The sequence below is a fragment of the Actinospineispora eucalypti genome (assembly GCF_039543365.1).
In the GTDB taxonomy this organism is placed as follows: domain Bacteria; phylum Actinomycetota; class Actinomycetes; order Mycobacteriales; family Pseudonocardiaceae; genus Pseudonocardia; species Pseudonocardia eucalypti.
In genome coordinates this window covers 19,622-39,311 of record NZ_BAABJP010000043.1, presented here as the reverse complement: position 1 = coordinate 39,311, position 19,690 = coordinate 19,622, and the positions used below count along the sequence as shown (strand labels likewise).

20 protein-coding genes are annotated in these 19,690 nt (G+C 72.6%); 12 read left to right on the top strand and 8 right to left on the bottom strand.

The features are described 5' to 3' along the window. The first annotated feature begins 1 nt into the window (after position 1). The 3 genes from ABEB12_RS31770 to ABEB12_RS31760 are packed head-to-tail and all read left to right on the top strand — an operon-like array spanning position 2 to position 2,465. A complete protein-coding gene (locus tag ABEB12_RS31770; protein ID WP_185063421.1) occupies positions 2-1,162 on the top strand; it encodes a thiolase domain-containing protein in 1,161 nt (386 codons plus the stop codon). After that, the gene (locus ABEB12_RS31765) at positions 1,159-2,031 is read left to right on the top strand and encodes a TIGR03619 family F420-dependent LLM class oxidoreductase (RefSeq protein ID WP_185063420.1); all 873 of its coding nucleotides are present in this window, start codon (positions 1,159-1,161) and stop codon (positions 2,029-2,031) included. Before ABEB12_RS31770 ends, ABEB12_RS31765 begins: the two co-directional genes overlap by 4 nt. Next, entirely contained in the window at positions 2,031-2,465 is a 435-nt protein-coding gene (locus ABEB12_RS31760) for a nuclear transport factor 2 family protein (protein ID WP_185063419.1), read from the top strand. Before ABEB12_RS31765 ends, ABEB12_RS31760 begins: the two co-directional genes overlap by 1 nt. A 270-nt stretch (positions 2,466-2,735) precedes the next feature. Here the strand turns inward: ABEB12_RS31760 and ABEB12_RS31755 are convergent, their stop codons facing one another. Beyond that, the gene (locus tag ABEB12_RS31755; RefSeq protein ID WP_185063418.1) at positions 2,736-4,337 is read right to left on the bottom strand and encodes an AMP-binding protein; all 1,602 of its coding nucleotides are present in this window, start codon (positions 4,335-4,337) and stop codon (positions 2,736-2,738) included. Positions 4,338-4,402: 65 nt separating this feature from the next. On the opposite strand from ABEB12_RS31755, the gene ABEB12_RS31750 reads away from it, so the two are divergent. Both ABEB12_RS31750 and ABEB12_RS31745 read left to right on the top strand, forming a co-directional pair. Next, positions 4,403-5,368: an LLM class flavin-dependent oxidoreductase gene (locus tag ABEB12_RS31750; RefSeq protein WP_185063417.1), complete on the top strand. Its 966-nt coding sequence runs from the start codon at positions 4,403-4,405 to the stop codon at positions 5,366-5,368. Positions 5,369-5,691: 323 nt separating this feature from the next. Then, positions 5,692-6,096 carry a DUF3817 domain-containing protein gene (locus ABEB12_RS31745; RefSeq protein WP_345703314.1) on the top strand — a complete coding sequence of 135 codons (405 nt, stop codon included), beginning with the start codon at positions 5,692-5,694 and terminating at the stop codon, positions 6,094-6,096. On the opposite strand, the gene ABEB12_RS31740 is transcribed toward ABEB12_RS31745, so the two are convergent. Next, positions 6,010-6,819, bottom strand: a complete 810-nt coding sequence (locus ABEB12_RS31740; RefSeq protein WP_185063415.1) for a DUF2470 domain-containing protein — start codon at positions 6,817-6,819, stop codon at positions 6,010-6,012. The two genes, ABEB12_RS31745 and ABEB12_RS31740, sit on opposite strands and share 87 nt — an antisense overlap. Positions 6,820-6,956: 137 nt before the next feature. On the opposite strand from ABEB12_RS31740, the gene ABEB12_RS31735 reads away from it, so the two are divergent. The 3 genes from ABEB12_RS31735 (at position 6,957) to ABEB12_RS31725 (ending at position 9,519) form a co-directional block, all read left to right on the top strand. Continuing rightward, the gene (locus ABEB12_RS31735) at positions 6,957-7,814 is read left to right on the top strand and encodes a hypothetical protein (RefSeq protein WP_345703313.1); all 858 of its coding nucleotides are present in this window, start codon (positions 6,957-6,959) and stop codon (positions 7,812-7,814) included. A gap of 77 nt (positions 7,815-7,891) precedes the next feature. Next, positions 7,892-8,839: a prephenate dehydratase gene (gene pheA, locus ABEB12_RS31730; protein ID WP_185063413.1), complete on the top strand. Its 948-nt coding sequence runs from the start codon at positions 7,892-7,894 to the stop codon at positions 8,837-8,839. Next, on the top strand, positions 8,836-9,519 hold the full coding sequence (locus ABEB12_RS31725; RefSeq protein WP_185063412.1) for a histidine phosphatase family protein: 684 nt from the start codon (positions 8,836-8,838) through the stop codon (positions 9,517-9,519). Before pheA ends, ABEB12_RS31725 begins: the two co-directional genes overlap by 4 nt. Before the next feature lie 117 nt (positions 9,520-9,636). Here ABEB12_RS31725 and ABEB12_RS31720 read toward each other — a convergent pair whose 3' ends face one another. Both ABEB12_RS31720 and ABEB12_RS31715 read right to left on the bottom strand, forming a co-directional pair. Further along, positions 9,637-9,990 (bottom strand): metallopeptidase family protein, encoded by a 354-nt coding sequence (locus ABEB12_RS31720; RefSeq protein ID WP_185063411.1) that lies wholly within the window; start codon positions 9,988-9,990, stop codon positions 9,637-9,639. A 7-nt stretch (positions 9,991-9,997) separates the two neighbouring features. Beyond that, the gene (locus tag ABEB12_RS31715) at positions 9,998-11,251 is read right to left on the bottom strand and encodes a septum formation family protein (protein ID WP_185063410.1); all 1,254 of its coding nucleotides are present in this window, start codon (positions 11,249-11,251) and stop codon (positions 9,998-10,000) included. 195 nt (positions 11,252-11,446) lie between these two features. Here ABEB12_RS31715 and ABEB12_RS31710 point away from each other — a divergent pair, with 195 nt between their 5' ends. Together ABEB12_RS31710 and ABEB12_RS31705 are read left to right on the top strand one after the other, a co-directional pair. Further along, entirely contained in the window at positions 11,447-12,199 is a 753-nt protein-coding gene (locus ABEB12_RS31710; RefSeq protein WP_345703312.1) for a hypothetical protein, read from the top strand. A 95-nt stretch (positions 12,200-12,294) separates the two neighbouring features. Beyond that, positions 12,295-13,458: a glutathionylspermidine synthase family protein gene (locus tag ABEB12_RS31705; protein WP_185063409.1), complete on the top strand. Its 1,164-nt coding sequence runs from the start codon at positions 12,295-12,297 to the stop codon at positions 13,456-13,458. Between the two features lie 7 nt (positions 13,459-13,465). Here the strand turns inward: ABEB12_RS31705 and ABEB12_RS31700 are convergent, their stop codons facing one another. Further along, positions 13,466-14,479, bottom strand: a complete 1,014-nt coding sequence (locus tag ABEB12_RS31700) for a methyltransferase (protein WP_185063408.1) — start codon at positions 14,477-14,479, stop codon at positions 13,466-13,468. Between the two features lie 104 nt (positions 14,480-14,583). Here ABEB12_RS31700 and ABEB12_RS31695 point away from each other — a divergent pair, with 104 nt between their 5' ends. After that, positions 14,584-15,039 (top strand): DUF350 domain-containing protein, encoded by a 456-nt coding sequence (locus ABEB12_RS31695; RefSeq protein ID WP_185063407.1) that lies wholly within the window; start codon positions 14,584-14,586, stop codon positions 15,037-15,039. 34 nt (positions 15,040-15,073) lie between these two features. Next, positions 15,074-16,336 carry a serine--tRNA ligase gene (serS, locus tag ABEB12_RS31690; RefSeq protein WP_185063406.1) on the top strand — a complete coding sequence of 421 codons (1,263 nt, stop codon included), beginning with the start codon at positions 15,074-15,076 and terminating at the stop codon, positions 16,334-16,336. A 51-nt stretch (positions 16,337-16,387) separates the two neighbouring features. Here serS and ABEB12_RS31685 read toward each other — a convergent pair whose 3' ends face one another. From ABEB12_RS31685 to ABEB12_RS31675, 3 genes are all read right to left on the bottom strand, one after another. Next, positions 16,388-18,034, bottom strand: a complete 1,647-nt coding sequence (locus tag ABEB12_RS31685; protein ID WP_345703311.1) for an acetolactate synthase large subunit — start codon at positions 18,032-18,034, stop codon at positions 16,388-16,390. Positions 18,035-18,152: 118 nt separating this feature from the next. After that, on the bottom strand, positions 18,153-18,791 hold the full coding sequence (locus ABEB12_RS31680) for an endonuclease (RefSeq protein WP_185063405.1): 639 nt from the start codon (positions 18,789-18,791) through the stop codon (positions 18,153-18,155). A 9-nt stretch (positions 18,792-18,800) separates the two neighbouring features. Continuing rightward, positions 18,801-19,685: an imine reductase family protein gene (locus ABEB12_RS31675; protein WP_185063404.1), complete on the bottom strand. Its 885-nt coding sequence runs from the start codon at positions 19,683-19,685 to the stop codon at positions 18,801-18,803. Positions 19,686-19,690: the final 5 nt, after the last annotated feature.

Here is a 19,690-nt window from a genome sequence, read left to right as displayed (position 1 = left end):
GATGGCGGCGAAGCTGGCCGCGGTGCTGGGCACCGGGCAGACCAAGCACACGTCCAAGCGCACCGACGTGTCCATGGGCGGGCTGTGCCGGGAGGCGATCGCCGCTGCGTTAACTGACGCCGAGCTGACCTGGGACGACATCGACGCCGTGGTGCTGGGCAAGGCGCCGGACCTGTTCGAGGGCGTGATGATGCCCGAGCTGGCCCTGGCCGACGCGATCGGCGCCACTGGGAAACCGCTGCTGCGGGTGCACACGGCCGGCTCGGTCGGCGGGTCCACCGGGGTGGTCGCGGCCAGCCTGGTGCAGGCCGGGGTGCACCGGCGGGTGCTCGCGGTGGCGTTCGAGAAGCAGTCCGAGTCCAACGCCATGTGGGCGCTGTCCATCGCGGTGCCGTTCTCCATGCCGGTGAACGCCGGCGCCGGCGGGTACTTCGCGCCGCACGTACGGTCGTACATCCGCCGGTCCGGGGCGCCGGAGCACATCGGCGCGATGGTCGCGGTGAAGGACCGCCTGGGCGGCGCGCGGAATCCCCACGCCCACCTGCACCAGCCGGACATCACGCTGGAGAAGGTGATGTCCTCGCAGATGCTCTGGGACCCGATCCGCTACGACGAGACCTGTCCCTCCTCGGACGGCGCCTGCGCGGTGGTCATCGGGGACGAGGCGGCCGGCGACGCCGCCGAAAACCCGGCCTGGATCCACGCCACGGTGATGCGCACCGAGCCGACCGTGGCGGTCGGCCGCAACCACGCCAACCCGCAGGCCGGGCGGGAGGCCGCCGCCGCGCTGTGGGCCAAGGCCGGGATCACCGACCCGCTGCGCGAGATCGACGTGGCGGAGATCTACGTGCCGTTCTCCTGGTTCGAGCCGATGTGGCTGGAGAACCTCGGCTTCACCGCCGAGAACGAGGGCTGGAAGCTGACCGAGGCCGGCGAGACCGGGCCGGACGGCCGGCTACCGGTGAACCCGTCCGGCGGGGTGCTCTCGTCCAACCCGATCGGCGCGTCCGGGCTGCTGCGGTTCGCCGAGGCGGCCCGGCAGGTGATGGGCCGCGCGGGCGACCACCAGGTGGACGGCGCGCGCACCGCCCTGGGCCATGCCTACGGCGGTGGCTCCCAGTTCTTTTCCATGTGGGTCGTTGGAGCGGAGAAGCCGGCATGAAGTGGACCTTGGCCGTGGCCATGAACCCGGTCGACCAGATCGTCGAGCTGGCCCGGATCGCCGAGGAGTGCGGCTTCCACCAGGTCGCGCTGCCGGACTCGATCTTCTACTCGGAGAAGGTGTCGGCGAAGTACCCGTACACCCCGGACGGCTCCCGCATGTGGACGCCGGAGACGCCGTGGGTGGACCCGTTGACCGCCGCCACCGCAATGGGCGCGGTGACCTCGCGGATCCGGTTCTGCACCCAGGTGCTCAAGCTGGGCTCCCGGCAGCCCCTGCCGCTGGCCCGGCAGGTCGGGTCGGTGGCCGCGCTGACCCGGAACCGGTTCACCCTGGGCGTGGGGCTGGGCTGGTCGCCGGAGGAGTTCGAGTGGTGCGGCGTGCCGTACGCCCGGCGCGGCGCGCGCGCCGACGAGTTCCTGGACGTGCTGCAGCTGGTGCTCGGCGGCGGCATGGTGGAGTACCACGGCGAGTTCTACGACTTCGACCAGCTGCAGATGAGCCCGGCGCCCAGCGAGCCGGTGCCGATATTCGTCGGCGGGCACACCGAGGCCGGGCTGCGCCGGGCCGCCCGCTACGACGGCTGGACATCCGCGATGATCAAGCTGGACGACCTGCGCGAAGTGGTCAACCGGCTGCGCCAACTGCACGCGGAGAACGGGCGCTCGGAGGAACCCTTCGAGATCCAGGCCGTGTGTGTGGACTCATTCGGACTGGACGGCTACCGTCTGCAAGCAGAGGCCGGCGTGACGGACGTCATAGTGATGCCGTGGATGTTTGACGGCATCGGGTTCGACGGGCCGCTGGCGGCCAAAGAGGACAGCATGCGGCGCTTCGCCGAACAGGTGATGAGCAGGATGGACGGGTAATGAAGGTCAACTGGTCCGGCCCGGAGGACGACCATCCGGCGCGGACGGCGTCCCGGCGCTCGATGGACGCGGTGTCCCGGGGCGCCAAGGAGGAGTGGCTGGCCCTGTTCGCCCCGGACGCCACGCTGGAGGACCCGGTCGGACCGTCGATCTTCTCCCAGGACGGCAAGGGTCACCGGGGCCACGGGGAGATCTCCGCTTTCTGGGACATCTCCATCGCCAACGCCGAGCGCATCGAGTTCACCATGCGCGACTCGTACGCGGCCGGCGACGAGGTGGCCAACATCGGCACGATCACCTCGTTCCTGCCCGGCGGGCAGCGGCTGGACGCCGAGGGCGTGTTCGTCTACAAGGTCGGCAACGACGGCCTGATCCACTCGCTGCGCGCGTTCTGGGAGTTCGACCGGGCCATGCGCACCATCCGCCAGGCCTGACCCATATCGCGGGTTCCCCCAGGCCATATCGCGCGTCCCACCACCCCATATCGCGGGTTTCCGCATTCCGTATCGCGGATTGCGGATTGCGGATTGCGCCACCCCGCACCGCGGGTTGCCCCAGCTTGATGCCCATGGCCACCGAATCCGCGACATGGCCATGGGGAATCCGCGACATGGAGGTGCGGAGACCCGCGACACAGCCTGGGGGAAACCGCGACATACTGCGGTGGAACCCGCGATATGGGGTGGGGGAAACCGCGATATGGGTTAGTGGCGCTGGCGGAGTAGGTAGCGCTGGATCTTGCCGCTGGGGGTTTTGGGGAGCTCCTCGACGAAGTGGATGGCGCGGGGGTAGGCGTGCGCGGCGAAACCGGTCTTCACCCGGTCCTGCAGTTCGGCAACCAGTGACTCGTCGGTGGTGACTCCGGCGCGCGGCACCACGTAGGCCACCACCACCTCGCCGCGCAGCTGATCCGGCGCGCCGATCACCGCCGCCTCGGCCACCGAGGGGTGCTCGGTGAGCACGCTCTCCACGTCGAAAGGGCCGATCCGATAGCCGGCCATGAGGATCACGTCGTCGTCCCGGGAGGCGAAGGTGAACGTCCCGTCCGCGTCCCGGGTGGCCACGTCGCCGGTGTAGTACCAGCGGCCGTCCGGGCTGAAGCGGGCGGCGGTGTGCTCCGGGGCGTCCCGGTAGCCGTCGAACCACATCAGCCGGCTGGCCGGGCGGTCGACGGCCACCCGGCCCCGCTCGCCCGGCGCCGCTTCCTGGTCCGCGTCCGGGCGCAGCACCCGCACCGCGAATCCCGGCAGCTCCCGGCCCATCGAGCCGGGTTTCACCTCGCCGGCCACCGAAGGGTGCCACGCGCTGGCCACCACCATGCCCAGCTCGGTCTGCCCGTAGTGGTCGCGCACCGGGCAGCCCAGCTCCGCCCGTGCCCAGGCGACCACGTCCGGGGTGAGCGGCTCCCCCGCCGAGGAGAGGCGGCGCGGCCGGAACCCGGAGGGCGCCGGCAGCCCGGAGTTGCGCAGCGCACGGTAGACGGTCGGGCCGGCGGTGAAGTTGGTGACGCCGAACCGTTCCAGCACCGCCCAGGTGCGCGCCGGGTCGAACCCGGCCCGGAGCAGCAGGGCACGCCGGCCGAGGGCCATCGGCGTGGTCAGCGCGTAGAACAGCCCGTAGGCCCAACCGGGGTCGGCGGCGTTCCAGAACACGTCGTCGGGCCGGTGGTCCAGGCCCAGTTCCTGGTACATGCACAGGGACGCCAGCGCGCGCACCGGGATGGGCACGGCCTTGGGCGACCCGGTGGTGCCCGAGGTGAACAGCTCGATCAGCGTGCCGTCCCCGCCGGTGGCCACCGGGTCCGCGAAAGGAGCGTGCTCGAGCAGCGACGCGAACTCGACGTCGGTGTCGGCCGGCTCTCCGGTGGTGACCGCGCGCCACCCGCCGGAGAGCCCGGCCAGCTTGGCCCGTTGGTCGGCGTCGACGACGATCACCTTGGTGCCGTTGGTCTCGGTGCGCAGCGCGATGGCGGGCGGGGCGAAGGCGGTGAACAGCGGCACGTGTACCGCGCCCAGCCGCCAGATGCCGAGCAGCGCGACCACCAGCTCGGCGGACTTGCCCATCAGCGTGGCCACCCGGTCGCCCGGCCCGACCCCCAGCCCGGCCAGCCCGGCGGCGAACCGCGCGGACCGCTCGGCCAGCTCGCCGAACGTCAGGTCCCGGCTGGACAGGTCCGGCTCGATCAGGGTGAACGCCACCGCGTCCGCCGGGTGCCGCTCGCACAGCAGACGGGCCGAGGCGGCGTCCGGCGTGTCGTAGGTCGCGAGTAACTCGGTCAGGTACTGATCGGTGCCGCCGTCCGGCATGTGTCCTCCTTGCCCGGCAGGCTGGGGGTCGTCAGAGCATCCGTGTCTTGAAGGTGGGATCGACGATGACCCTACGCATGTCGTGCGCGTTCAACACGGCGTTGGACAGCCACGAACACGCGCGGGTGGCCGAGCAGCTCGGCTACCAGCGGGCCTGGTTCTACGACTCGCCCGCGCTGTACGCCGACGTGTGGGTGCAGCTGTGCCGGGCGGCCGAACGGACCAGCCGGATCGGGCTCGGGCCGGGCGTGATGGTGCCCAGCCTGCGCCACCCGATGGCCACGGCGGCGGCGATCGCGCAGCTGGTCTCGCTGGCCGGCGACCGGGTGGCCATCGCCATCGGCTCCGGGTTCACCGCGCGGCTGGCCATGGGTCAGCGGCCGATCCGCTGGGCCGACGTGGCGCACTACATCCAGGTGGTGCAGGCGCTGCTGCGCGGCGAGGACGCGGAGTGGGAAGGGGCGGTGATCCGGATGCTGCAGTACCCCGGGTTCGCCCCGGAACGGCCGATCGAGGTGCCCTGGGTGATCGGTGCGGCCGGCCCGAAGGGGGCGGCGGTGGCCCGCGAGCACGGCGTCGGCGTGATCGGTGCGCCGCGCCCGGTGCCCGGGTTCGACTGGAGCAGCGCGCTCACCTTCGGCACCGTGCTGGACGAGGGCGAGGACCCCGGCTCGGCGCGCGCCGTCGCGGCGGCCGGCCCGGGCGCGAGCGTGCTGCTGCACTTCGCGCTGGAGTTCGACCAGCTGGACATGCTGCCCAACGGCAAGGAGTGGGCGGCCGCGTACGACGACGTGCCGGAGCGGGAGCGGCACCTGGCGCTGCACGACGGCCACCTGGCGGCGGTGAACGAGCACGACAGCCCGTTCGTCACCGGCCCGGTGCTGGCCGCCGGCGGGCTGGCGCTGCGTCCGGACGAGTGGCGGAGGCGGCTGGACGAGCTGGAGGAGGCCGGCGCCACCGAGGTGGCCTACCAGCCCGCCGGACCCAACATCCCGCGCGAGCTGGAGACCTTCGCCAAGCTCTTCGACTGATCCGCGACCTCGGTCGCCCGTCGAAGATCCACATCCAGTTGAGCCGGGTGCCGGTCCAAAGATCGGCTTGGACGACGCGGCTGGGCGGTCTCCCGCGGCTCGGGCGCCACCTGTTTCGTTGCGCGGCGCTTTCCGCGCCCGGCGTCGGGTGTTGGTTACGGACTGTGGCGACGCTGCGGCGACTGAGGCGGGCGGCTTCATCGAGCGCTGGCTCAGTCCGGTGGATCTCATGATCGAAGCGGACAGAACCAGCGCTCGCTATGTCACGGTGGCTGGCCCGGGGCCGAATCCCAACTTCTACACGCCGTAGTAGAATGCCGGTCGTGGATAGCCGGAAGATCGCGTTGAACGCCTACCGGGTGATGGCGTACATCACCGGCATCGGCCTGGTGGTGCTGGTCTGCTACGCGATGCCGATGAAGTACATCTGGGGCGACAGCCGCCCGGTGGCGGTGGTCGGCGCGGCGCACGGGTTCTTCTACATGGCGTACGTGGTCTGCACCCTGGTGCTGGCCGAACGGTGCCGGTGGCGGCCGGTGCGCGCGGTGCTCGTCGCGCTGGCCGGCACCATCCCGTTCATCTCGTTCGTGGCCGAGCGCAAGGTGACCAAGCTGGTCAAGGCGATGGGACCGCGCGGCGGTTCAGCCGCTGCCGGTGATCGCGCCGGGCGCGGTGCCGCCGGCGGCGCGGAACGGGCAGCCGATCAGCAGACCGACCTGAACGCGTAGCTGCTCCGCCGTGTTCGCCGCCTCGGCGAACGCCAGCCGCACGTCGTGGTCGCCGTCGTCGGCCTCCACCCGCAGCCGCATGCCCAGCCGGTCCACGCCGAGCGGGCGGATCCGGCAGCCGGCCTTGCGGCGCAGCGGTTCGGGCAGGTGCCGGGCCAGCGCGTCGAAGACGTCCGGGTGGGCGTCCTCCAGGTGGCGCAGCCAGCCGTGCTCGAACTGGCAGAACGGGTCGGGCGCGGCGGCGGACAGCTCGGCGGGGGCCAGCGGGCCGGTGCCCTCGGCGTCCGCGAGCACGGCCGAGCCGGGGCGCAGCCGCAGGATGCTGGCGCCGTGCCCGAGGTCGAGCAGGCGCGGGTGCGGGCGCTGGTCGGCGACCTCCATGGCCAGCCGGCGCGCGTACGTCGGCCCCGGCGCGACCAGCCAGCCGCTGATCCAGAGCAGCCCCCGGACCGGCTCGCGCAGCGCCACCGGTGCGGTGTCCGCCACCTCGAGCATGGCCGGCAGCCCGCTGCGCGGCCCGGTGCGCACCGAATCGACCAGCGGATGTTCGCTGCTCAGCAGCAGGGTGGCGGCGCCGTCGGAGTCCACGTGGTGCAGCAGGGGAACCACCCGCTGGGTCTGGTCCAGGCCGACCAGCGCGGCATGGCCGCCCCGGCGGGCGATGCTGCGCGCACGTTCCGCGTTGGACGGCGCCAGCGGCCGGCGGAGTTTGGTACTGCCCACGGACTCACCTCCAGATTTGTTAGGTGAGCCTAACCTAGTCTCATTCAACTGGCGATACACCCGATGTGATGGGTGATACAACGGGGGCCGTTGTCGGGCGCCGTTCGCCCAGCCGTTAGGTTCGGCAGGTGTCGACCGTGCGGATTCCACCCCTGTTCGCCCAACTTGTCGACGACACGTCACTGCTGCTGCCGCGGCCGACCGCGCCGGCAATGGGCCAGGTGGTCGCCCGTTACCTGGAAGCGAGAGGCAGCGACTACGGCGGGCTGACCGGCCAGCTGGTCTGCCCGGTCTCCCGGCTGTCCGAGCTGGTCACGGAGCTGGTGAAGGCCGGCCCGAAGGAGCCGGTGGACGTGTCGCTGGTGGTGGACACCGGTCTGGGCGCGGTACCCAAGGCGCTGTCCCTGGCCCTGTCCCGGGACCTGCTGCTCACCCCGCGCACCGTGGAGACCGCCGCCCCGCCGGACGTGGACCCGATCTGGCTGGAGCGGGTGTCCGAGTTCGTCCCGGAGGACGTGCTGCCCGTGGTGGAGCCGCGCCGGCCGCTGAACGGTGACGCCGAGGACACCGCCGTCTGGCTGGACGCGGTGCGCCGGGTGGCCGAGCACGGCTGCACGCCCAAGCTGCGCTGCGGCGGCCCGCGCCCCTCGGACGTGCCGACCGAGGACCAGATCGCCGAGTTCCTGATCGCGGCGGACAGCGCGCCCGAGGGTTTCACCACCAGCCTCGGGCTGACCTCGGTGAGCCGCCGGGAGGACCCGGAGACCGGACTGGTGGAGCACGGCCTGCTGAACATGCTGGTCGCGGTGGCCCGCGCGCTGGTCAACGGGGACGTGCAGAGCGCCCTGCGGGAGACCAACGCGGACGCGCTGGCCAAGGAGCTGGGCAAGCTCTCCGAGGCGGCCGGCGGCGCGGTGCGCGGCCTGCTCGCCCGCTGCGGCCGCGGCCCGGAGCCCGCCCCCGGCGCGGAGCTGGCCGGTCTCGGGCTGCTGTAGCGAGCGCGGAGCGCGCTCACCGAGCGTGCGCCCAGCTAGGCGCACGCGGACAACATCGCTGCGGCTAGAGTGCGCAGGTGTTCCGTCTCGCCTATCTCGGCCCGCGCGCCACGTTCACCGAGCAGGCCGCGCGCCGGTTGCCGGAGGCGCGGGATGCCGAGCTCGTTCCCTGCTCGAGCAGTACCGCCGCGCTGACCGCCGTCCGGGAGGGCGCGGCCGACGCCGCCTGCGTGCCCTTCGAGAACAGCGTGGAGGGCGGCGTGCCGGCCGTGCTGGACGGCCTGGTCGCGGACCCGCCGCTGGTCATCGGGCGGGAGTTCAAGCTGGCCGTGCGGTTCGCTTTGATGGCCCGGCCCGGCACTTCGACGGAACAGATCCGGAGCGTGGCCTCCCACCCGCACGGGGAGGCGCAGACCCGGCACTGGCTGGCCGCCAACCTGCCGGGCGCTTCGGTGCGCATGTCCAGCTCCACCGCCGAGGCGGCCGCCCAGGTGGCCAGGGGCGAGGTGGACGCCGCCGTGGCCGCGCCCATCGCCGCCACCGTGCACGGCCTGGAGATCCTGGCCGACGACATCGCCGACAATGCCGCCGCCGTCACCCGCTTCGTACTGGCCCGGCCGCCCGGCCCGCCGCCGGAGCCCACCGGTACGGACCGCACCACACTGGCCGCCACCACGGTGAACCGCCCCGGGGCACTGCTCGGCGTGCTGGCCGAGCTGGCCCTGCGGGACATCGACCTGACCCGGATCGAGTCCCGCCCGATCAAGGGGAGCCGCGACGAGTACTGGTTCCACCTGGACTGCACCGGGCACGTGGCCGACCCGGCGATGGGCGAGGCGCTGGCCGCGCTGCACCGGCGCTGCCTGCGGGTGCGCTACCTCGGCTCCTACCCGCGCTGCGCGCTGCCGCTGCCCGAACCGGCCTCCGCCGGGGCGGCCACCGCGGACGGCACCGGGCCGGACGCGGAACGCTTCGCGGCGGCGGACGCCTGGCTGGCCGGCGTGCGCGCGGGAGTGTGCGCATGAGCGCACCCGTGAGCGGCGATGGCCGCTATGGCGAGCATCGCCGCTCACGACCGGCGGAACCGTTGCTGGTGCTGGTGCGGCACGGGCAGACCCGGTCGAACGTGGTGACCGCCCTGGACACGCTGCCGCCCGGCCCGCCGCTCACCGAGATCGGCCTGGCCCAGGCGGAACGGGTGGCGGACGCGCTGGCCGGCGAACCGGTCGGCGCGGTGTACTCCTCGATCGCGGTGCGCGCCCGGCAGACCGCCGCGCCGATCGCCGCCCGGCACAGCCTGCCCGCGCGCCAGGTGGAGGGCGTGCACGAGCTGTTCTGCGGCGACCTGGAGGGCCGCACCGACCAGGCCGCGCTGGAGGAGCTGCACGACGTGGTCCGGTCCTGGGCGGCCGGTGACCTGGGCCGGCCGGTTCCCGGCGGTGAGTCGGCCGCCGACCTGCACGCCCGCTACCTGCCCGCCGTGGAGCGCATCTGGCACGAGCACCCGGGCGGGTTGTTGGTGCTGGTCAGCCACGGGTTGGCCATGCGGGTGGCGGTCAGCGCGATGATCGGTGAGGCGTCCGACGACCGCCCGGTGCCGAACACCGGCCGGATCGTGCTGGCGCCCTCGGGGACGCCGGGCGGCTGGTTGCTCAAGTTCTGGGAAGCCGCCGAGGCCCCCACCGACCCGACCGGCAATCCCTGACCGTTCCGGCTGGGTTTCTCGGCTGAACCGACCGAACCACCCTGCTGAACCGACTGAACCACCCTGCTGAAGTGACTGAATCACCCTGCTGAAGTGACTGAATCGGCGGAGGGGGGGTCAGGCCCAGCCGAGGTCGTGGAGGAGGTCCTCGCCGATGCCGAAGTGGTGCGCGACCTCGTGCACCACGGTGACCAGCACCTCGTGCACCACCTCGTCCTCGTCCTCGCACATGTCGACGATCGGGGCGCGGTACACGGTGATCCGGTCCGGCAGCGCGCCGGAGTAGCTGGTGGTGCGCTCGGTGAGCGCGATGCCCTCGTAGAGGCCGAGCAGGTCCGGGTCCTCCGGGTGTTCGGGCTCGACCAACACCACCACGTTGTTCATCGCGCCGGTCAGCTCGGCGGGAATCTGGTCCAGCGCGTCCGCGACCAGCTCCTCGAACCGCGCCGGGCTGATCGCCCCGGGGTCCATCGCCGGCTCAGCGCCCGCCGGCCCCGTCGGCCGCCTTGCCCAGCTCACCCAAGGGGTCCTTCAACTTGTCGAGGTCCTCCTTCTTGGGCAGGTCCTCCTTCTTCGGCAGGTCCTCGGCACCGGGCAGCTTGGGCAGCTCCGGCGCCTCGCCCGGCGGCGGCAGGGCGGGCGGCGGGGCGGCACTGTCCGCGTCGTCCTCCGCGTTGACCGCCTGCCCGGACCCGGGGGCGGGAGCGCCCGGCGGCACCTGCGCCTGCGCCGGCGGGGCCGCGTTGGCACCCACCTGCACCGGACCCTTCACGCTGCCGGTGATCGGCGCGAAACCGCTGCGGTCGGCCAGCTGCGCGGCCAGGTTGCAGGCCACCTTGCGGGTGCCCGCGTTCCACGACTCGGGGATCAGGTTGTCCCACATGACGGACAGCTTCTTACTGCCCACCACGTTGTCCCCGCCGGCGAAGTTGCTGGCCAGTTTGGCGCACTGGGCCTGCAGGTAGTCGTCCTGGTCCTTGACCGAGGGGTACTTGCTGAACTTCTCGCCGAGGTCCACCCAGCCGACCGACTCCACCGCGTGCGGCAGCGAGCAGTCCACCGGGTCGCCGATGAACCGCCCGTCGATGCCCAGGCAGGCGCCGGGCGGGCGGATGTCCGCCTGGTCCTGGCCGGCCACCTTGCCGGTGATCGGGTACAGCGCGCCGGACCGGGAGAACCGCTGGATGCCGCAGCGCAGCGTGCGGTCGCCCTCCTTCCAGCTCTTGGCCGAGGGCTTCAGCGCGCCGGACCGGAACGCCCCGTCCGGGTCGTACTTGCCGCCCAGGTAGTTCGTCACCTGCGGGGTGCAGTGCTTGTTGACCAGGTCCCGGAACTGGTTGTTGTCCGGCAGCGCGGCGCCGGGCGCGTAGCTGGCCAGCTGAACCGGGCCGGCCTGCTCGAACAGGTGCGGCTTGGCGCAGTCCACGGCGTTGGCGTCGGCCGCGTCCGGGCGCTTCCAGGTCAGGCAGGTGCCGGCGGCGGCCGGGGGCGGGGTGCGCTGGGTGAGCGGGCGCTGGTTCTCCGGCACCGGCGCGGAGGCGAGCGTGGACAGCATCGGGACCTGCGTGTCCGCCACGTCGTTCAGCGTGGCCACCATCAGCATGGCGCCGGCGCCGAGCAGCACACCGATGATCACACCGAAGTGCCGAGGACGCAGCTGACCCAGTCGGCCCGAGGGTGCGGCCTTCTCGGCGCGCCGGCTCGCGCGCGTGGTTCCGGGGAGCTGGTTCATGGCCCTGTCATCATGCACGTTCCGGTGACCCCCGGCCGGGCGAGGGGGCGCTGAACGCGCCGGTCGGTAGCCGATGTGCTGCGAGCCGCCCACCAGGAAGACTCACCGTGTTCACCTGCTCACCGCAGGTAAGCTACGCCGGCCTTCGGTGGTCGGGGGCGGACCAGGACCGGTACCGTGGCCAGGGGTGATCCGATGAGCAAAGAGGGGGGCCAGGACTGGCCGGAGCCCGTCGACCTTCCCAAGGACCCGACGGCCGCGCCGACACCTGGCGAAGAGAAAACGTCCGCCGACCAGCCGGCGCCGGAGGTGAAGCCCGATCCTGCCCCGGCCGACCCGGAGGAACCGGCCGAGCCGGAGGAGGCCGCCGGGGAGAAGCGCACCGGCCGGATCCGCCAGCAGGACGCGGAGACGGCGGTGCCCCGCGAGCCCACCCTGGCCGAGCGACGGGCCCGCGAGATGGCCGAGCGCCGCGCCGAGGAGGCCGAGGAGCAGCGCCTGGCCGACGAGGAGAAGCGCCGGAAGACCCGCAAACGGGTCATGATCGGCGGCGGGGCGGTCGCCGGGGTGGCGGCGCTGATCGCCATCGGCTACGCCGCGTCCGGGCCGGACGAGGTCGAGGCGCAGTGCACCGACGACCGGGGCGTGATCGCGCCCGAGGAGAACTGCGTGCAACCGGCGGCGGCCGGCACCACTCCCACCGGCGGCTACTACGGCGGCGGCTTCTTCCCGATCTTCATCGGCGGCGGTGGCCGGCAGTACCACTACACCTACGGCGGCCAGGGCCAGGTGGGCCAGCCGGTGCGCGGCGGGACCACGGTGGCGCCCAGCAACGCCACGGTGAAGACCCAGTCCGGCCGCACGATCAGCCGGGGCGGCTTCGGCGTCTCCGGCAAGTCCGGCGGCTCCGGCGGGTCCGGCAGGTCCGGCGGGTCCGGCGGCAGCTGATGCGACGGGAGACGGGGTCGCCGCGCAGCGGCTGGGAGGACTGACTGATGCGTCGGGAGACGGGGTCGCCGCGCAGCGGCTGGGAGGACTGACTGATGCGTCGGGAGACGGGGTCGCCGCGCAGCGGCTGGGAAGAAAAGGTGGCCGAGCAGGGGCTCTGCTACGGCACGCCGGGGCGCGGCAAGGACGGCCTGGCCCGGTCCTACTGGGACGAGTCGGTCAACTACGTGTTCGAGATGGACGAGGTGCTCTCCCTGGAGGCCGACGTCGAGCTGCTGCACTCGATGTGCCTCGAGGCGGTGGACCACGTGGTGACCACCGAGCGGTTCAAGGACTTCGCGCTGCCGGAGTGGTCCTGGGAGGGCGTCGCGGCGTCCTGGAAGCGCTCCGACCCGCACCTGTACGGCCGGTTCGACCTGCGCTACGACGGCTCCGGCCCGGCCCGCCTGCTGGAGTACAACGCGGACACGCCGACCACCCTGCTGGAGGCGTCCATCCTGCAGTGGCACTGGCTGAAGGACACCCACCCGGACGACGACCAGTGGAACTCGCTGCACGAGCAGCTGGTCACCCGCTGGGGCGAGATCGCGGCCAAGCTGCCCGGTTCCGAGGTGCACTTCTCCTGGTCGGGCGGGGATGCCTCGGGCGAGGACCACGTGACCACCGCCTACCTGCAGGAGACCGCCGCCGAGGCGGGCATCGACACGGTCGGCCTGGCCATCGAGGACATCGGCTGGGACGTGGCGCTGGACCGGTTCGTGGACCTGGAGGAGGCGTCCATCGCGGCGCTGGTGAAGCTCTATCCCTGGGAGTGGGTGCTCAGCGACCAGTTCGGCAAGCACGCGCTGCGCTCGCTGCCCGAGACGCTGTGGATCGAGCCGCTGTGGAAGACGCTGCTCTCCAACAAGGCACTGCTCGCGGTGCTCTGGGAGATGTACCCGGGGCACCCCAACCTGCTGCCCGCCTACCTCGACCAGCCCGGCCTGCTCACCGAGTACGTGCGCAAGCCCCGGCTGGGCCGGGAGGGCGCCAACGTGACCATCGTGGCGCCCGGCTACGAGGTGGAGACCGGCGGCGTGTACGGCGAGGAGGGCTTCGTCTACCAGCTGTTCGACCCGCTGCCCGAGTTCGACGGCTACCGGCCGGCACTGGGCGCGTGGATCGTCGGGGACGTTTCCGCCGGCCTGGGCATCCGGGAGACCGCCGGGCTGGTCACCGACGACGGCGCCGCCTTCGTGCCCCACCGCATCCCGGGCTGATCCCTGGCTACTTGACCCCGACGACCATCGAGTCCGGGCCGAGCAGCGGTTGCACCGGGCCGGGCCGGAAACCCGCCTCGGCCAGCCAGCCCTGGCAGTCCGCGCCGGTGTAGTCGAACCCGTCCGCGGTCTCGATCAGCATGTTCAGGCTCATCAGCAGGCCGGCCGCGTGGGTGCGCCGGTCGTCGTCGATCAGCATGTCATAGACGATCACCGAGCCGCCCGCCGGCAGCGCCTCGTAGACCCGCTTCAACAGGTGGCGCTTGGCGGCGAGGCCCCAGTCGTGCAGCACCCGGCCGAGCACGTAGACCCCGGCCGGCGGCAGCGGGTCGGTGAAGAAGTCACCACCGGCGAACCGCACCCGGTCGGCCAGGCCGCGCGCGGCCACGAACTCGGAGAACACCGGCCGCAGCGGCGGCAGGTCGAAACCGACGCCGCGCAGGTGCGGGTGCCGAAGCGCGACCTGCACCGGCAGCGTGCCGCGCGCGGTGCCGAGGTCGCAGAACGTGTCGACGCCGGACCAGTCGAACAGCTCGGCGACCACCATCGCCGGCGCCAGGGACGCCCCGCTCATCGCGGCGGCGAACTGCCGCAGCCGGTCCGGGTCGGCGTACAGCGCCTGGAAGAAGTCCGGGCCTCCGTTGCCGGACTCGTTCTGTGGCTCCCCGGTGCGCAGCGCCTCGGTGAGCGAGCCCCAGAACCGGTAGCTGCGCACGCCGGCCATCTCGGCCAGCCCGCCCAGGTAGCTCGGCCGGGCCGGGTCCAGGAACGCGGCGGTCTCCGGGGTGTTGTGGTAGCGGTCGTCGGTGCGCCGCAGCATGCCCAGCGCGACCAGCGCGTCGAAGAAGTCACGCGCCGCGCGGGGATGCAGGCCCAGCCGTTCGCGCAGTTCGCCGGCGGTCTGCGAGCCCTCGGCGAGGGCGCCGAACAGGCCCAGCTCCACCGCCGAGAGCACCGTGCGGGAGGCCATGAACCCGCGAACCAGGGTCATGATCCGGTCCGGGGTGGGTGGGGCGGTCATGGCTCCCGACGCTAGACCGGGTGGCTTAGCAACCACCTGCAAGGCGCATACCGGCCCGGATCTGGGATAGTCGCGGCGTCGGCGATCACTCCCCGGAGGGCCACGTGACCACCACCCTGCTCGCGCTCGAACCCGGCTTCTTCCCCGTCGTCGCCGGCAACGTCGGCGCCATCCTGCTGTATGCCCTGGTCGGGCTGCTGCTGTTGCTGCTCGGCTTCTTCGCCATCGACCTGACCACGCCCGGCAAGCTGAACCGCCTGGTCCGCGAGGGCCGGCCGAACGCCGTGGTGGTAACCGGCGCCGGCATGGTCAGCATGGCGTTCATCGTGGTCGTGTCGATCTACACCGTGCAGGGCAAGCTGGCCGAGGGGCTGATCGCCTCGCTGATCTACGGGCTGGTCGGCATCATCGCCCAGGTCGTCGCGGTGCGGCTGGTCGAGTGGGTGACCGGGATCGACATCGGCGAGGTGCTGGCCGCGCAGACCTGGCGCCCGCAGGCCTTCGTGGTCGCCGCCGCCCACCTGGCCCTGGGCCTGGTAGTAGCGGTGGCCGTGCTGTAAGGGCCGGTGACCCGGCGCGCTAGGGTTGCGTGCTGTGATCGACCTGAGGTTGCTGCGGGAAGACCCGGAGGCGCTGCGCGCTTCGCAGCGGGCGCGCGGCGAGGATCCCGGCGCGGTGGACGCGCTGCTGGCCGCCGACGAGCGTCGGCGCGACGCGGTCGGCCGGGCGGACACCCTGCGCGCCGAGCAGAAGCAGCTCGGCAAGAAGATCGGCAAGGCCCGGGGTGACGAGCGGTCCGCGCTGCTCGAGCAGGGCAAGGAGCTGGCCGCCGCCGTCAAGACCGCCGAGGCCGCGCAGGCGGAGGCCGACGAGGAGCTGGCCCGGGCCCACCGCGCCCTGCCCAACCTGATCGTCTCCGGCGTGCCGGAGGGCGGCGAGGACGACTACGCGGTGCTCTCCCACGTGGGCACGCCGCGCGAGTTCGACTTCGAGCCGCGCGACCACGTGGCCCTGCTGGAGGGGCTGCGCGGGCTGGACTCGGAGCGCGGCGCCAAGGTCTCCGGCGCGCGCTTCTACTTCCTCACCGGCGTCGGCGCGCAGCTGCAGCTGGCCCTGCTGAACCTGGCCATGCAGCGGGCCATCGGCAACGGGTTCACCATGATGATCCCGCCGGTGCTGGTCAAGCCGGAGATCATGGAAGGCACCGGCTTCCTCGGCGCGCACGCCGCCGAGGTGTACCGGCTGCGCGACGACGACCTGTACCTGGTCGGCACCAGCGAGGTGCCGCTGGCCGGCTACCACGCCGACGAGATCATCTCCCTGGACGAGACGCCGCGCCGGTACGCCGGCTGGTCGTCCTGCTTCCGCCGGGAGGCCGGCAGCTACGGCAAGGACACCCGGGGCATCATCCGGGTACACCAGTTCGACAAGATCGAGATGTTCGTCTACTGCCGGCCGGAGGACGCTGAGGAGGAGCACGAGCGGCTGCTCGGCTACGAGCGGGACATGCTGGCCGCGATCGAGGTGCCCTACCGGATCATCGACACCGCCGCCGGCGACCTCGGCGCCAGCGCCGCCCGCAAGTACGACTGCGAGGCGTGGCTGCCCACCCAGGGCCGCTACCGGGAGCTCACCTCGACCTCCAACTGCACGACCTTCCAGGCCCGCCGGCTGAACATCCGCTACCGGGACGCCGACGGCCGGGCGCAGATCGCCGCCACGCTGAACGGCACCCTGGCCACCACCCGGTGGATCACCGCCATCGTGGAGAACCACCAGCGGGCGGACGGCTCGGTGGTGGTCCCCGAGGCGCTGCGGCCCTTGCTGGGCCAAGAGGTCCTGACCCCGGCGAGCTAGTGTCTCCCGCGCGCGCCGAACTGGGCGCGCGCTCGGCAAGCGCGTTCCGCGCTAGAACGGCTCGGTGAGCTCGCCGAGGCGGTCGGTGAGGCGCAGGTTCTCCGAGTAGTCCACCGGGCAGGCGATGATCGACACGCCGTCGTCGGCCAGCGCTTCCCGCAGCGTGGGCAGCAGCTCCCCCGCCGCCTTCACCTCGTACCCGCGCGCGCCGAACGACTCCGCGTACTTGACCAGGTCGGGGTTGCCGAACCGCACGTGGCTGTGCCGGCCCAGCTCCAGGTTCATCTTCCACTCGATGAGCCCGTAGGAGTTGTCCACCCAGACCAGCACGGTCAGCGGGATCCGCTCGCGCACCGCGGTCTCGATCTCCTGGCTGTTCATCAGGAACGCCCCGTCGCCCACGGTGGCCAGCACCTTGCGCTCCGGGTGCACCAGGCGGGCGGCGAGCGCCCCGGGCAGCGCGAAACCCATGGTGGACAGCCCGTTGGAGATCAGGCAGGTGTTCGGCGCGTAGGTCGGGTAGAGCCGGGCCATCCACATCTTGGCCGCGCCGGTGTCGGCCAGCACGATGTCCTCGCGGCCCAGCGCCGCCCGGGTGTCCGCGACGATCCGCTGCGGGGCCAGCGGGAACCGGTCGTCGCCGGCTCCCCGGGTCAGCTCCTCGGCCAGCAGGTCGCGGATCGCGGCGGTGCCGGGGGCGGCGGGGAAGGGTCCGGGCACGGCGGCGCCCAGCGCGGCCAACGAGCGGGACAGGTCGCCCTCGATGCCCACCGCCACCGGGTAGTGGTCGTCCACCTCGGCCGGGAAGCGGTGCACGTGAACGATCTGTTTGTCCCGCTTGGGGTTGATCTTGGCCGGGTCGAACTCCTGCAGCTCGTAGCCGACCGCGAGGATCACGTCGGCCTGGTCGAAGCCGAAGTTGGCGTAGTCGTGCCGCATGAAACCCACCGCGCCCAGGGCGTTCGGGTGGTCGTCCGGGAACACCCCCTTGCCGTGGAACGTGGTGGCCACCGGGACGTTCCACAGCTCGGCCAGCTTGACCAGCGCGTCGCCGGCGCCGTCCCGGGCCGCGCCGTGCCCGGCCAGCAGGATCGGCGAGCGGGCCCCCGCCAGCACATCGGCGGCCCGGGCCACCTGGGCCGGCGAGGGCTCCTCCGCCCGCACCCGGTTGATCGGCAACGGGGCCAGCCCGTCGGGCATCGGCGCGCCCTCGACGTCCTCCGGAACGGCCAGGTAGGTGGCGCCGGGCCGCTCGGTCTGCGCGACCTTGAACGCCCGCCGGAACATCTCCGGCACCGCCTCCGGCGCGGGCACCAGGTCGGCCCACTTGGTGATCGGCCGGAACAGCCCCACCAGGTCCACGACCTGGTGCGACTCCTTGTAGATCCGGTCCAGCCCGACCTGCGCCGACAGGGCGACCAGCGGGGTGGAGTTGGTCGTCGCGTCGGCCACCCCGAGCTGCAGGTTGATCGCGCCGGGCCCGAGGGTGGCCGAGCAGACCCCGGCCCGACCGGTCAGCCGCCCGTAGATCTCCGCCATGAACGAGGCGGCCTGTTCGTGCCGGGTGAGCACATACCGGATCGAGGAATCGGTCAGGCTGTCCACCAGCCCGATGTTCTCCTCACCCGGGACGCCGAAGACGAACTCAACGCCCTCGGCCTCGAGACACCCGACTATCAAGCGCGCAGTGCTGGCCACCGCCCCGACCCTACCCCCGCGAGTCCGCACCCCCGCCATGTCGCGGATCCCACCAGCCCATGTCGCGTATCCCACCAGCGCATGTCGCGGGTTGGGTCAGCCCATGTCGCGGGTTGGGTCAGCCGGCGTTGACCCGGTCGGCCAGCTTCTTGTCCAGGGCGACCCGGACCAGCGCGGCGGCCAGCGTGGTGACGTCGCCCTTGGGCGCCAGCTTCGCCAGGTCGTCGGCGTGGGCCGGCAGGCCGATCCGGCGCGCGCCGTCCAGCACCTTGCGGTCCAGCGCGGGGCGCAGCTCCGGCCACACCGCCTGGGCCTCGCGGGTGAAGATGCTCGCGCCGACCGGCCCGAGCCGGGGGAACCCGGTCAGCAGCTCCCCGACCCGCCGCGCCGACCCGTCCGCCCGTTTCCGGAGTTTCCGCAGGTCACCGTCGTACTCGTCGAGCAGGTGGCGGGCGCCGTCGCCGAGCGCGGTGGCGGTCTGCTCGTCGTAGCGCTTGTAGTGGGCACGGCCCAGGGCGTCCACCCGGTCCTGCCAGGAAGCCTCCGACATGCCCTTGGGCGTGCCCATCCCGGCACCGGCCAGCTCGCGCGCCGCGGCCACCGCGATGTCCGCGCTGATCCGGGTGGACAGCAGCGTGGACAGCACCAGCAGCCGGTACAGCGGCGCCGGCTTGTCGGCCAGCTTGATCCCGGCCTCCGCCGCGTAGGTCTGGCCGGCCTGGTCGAGCAGGGTGCGCACGGTTTCGCGTTCCGACATGCCGGCCGGCTACCCGGTGGCCGCCGGCTCAACCCTCAGCACCTCGACCAGGCTGGAAACGTCGTGCTCGCCGTGTCCGGCCGCCACCGCCTCGCGCATCAGCTCGGCCAGCGGGACGAACAGGTCGGGCCGCACCCCGGCGTCCCGCGCGGTGTCCAGCAGGTTGTCGAACGCGGCCGCCTGCATGGCCAGCGGCGAGGTGACGCCCTCGCCGTAGTCGCCGTCGATCTGCGCGGCGGCGTGGGTGAGCGTGGGCAGCATCGCCTCCAGCCAGGGCATGACCAGCGGCAGGAACTCCGCGGCCGTGGACCCGGTCGAGCGCACCACGCTGACCGCCTGCAGGAACCCGGCAAAGATGCCGTACATGCCGGTCAGCAGGGCCACGTCGTACAGCGCGGCCAGCCCGGGGTCGTCCCCGAAGAACCGCGGCTGGCCCAGCAAGGCCAGGGTCTCCCGGTGGGTTTCGAACGCGGCCGGGCTGCCGCTGTAGAACACCGACGCCTCCGGTGTGCCGATCATCGGCGGGATGGCCATGATCCCGCCGTCCAGGTAGTCGATGCCGTGCTCGGCGGCCCACCGGGCGAGCTCGCGGGCCTGGGCCGGGGTGCCGTTGTTCAGGTTGACCAGGGTCTTGCCGGCGAGCTGGCCGGCCAGCGGGGTGAGCACCTCGCGGAACGCGTCGTTGTGCACGACGCAGACGATCACCAGCGGGCTGGCCGCGATCGCCTCGGCCGGGCCGGCGGTCGCGGTTGCGCCGGCCTCGACCAGGGGTTCGGCCCGGGAGGCGGTGCGGTTCCAGACGGTGGTCGGGTGGCCGCCCCGGAGGAAGGCCTCGGCCAGCGCGGTGCCCATCACGCCGAGGCCGAACACGGTTACGGGAGTCGTTTCGGTCATGGACC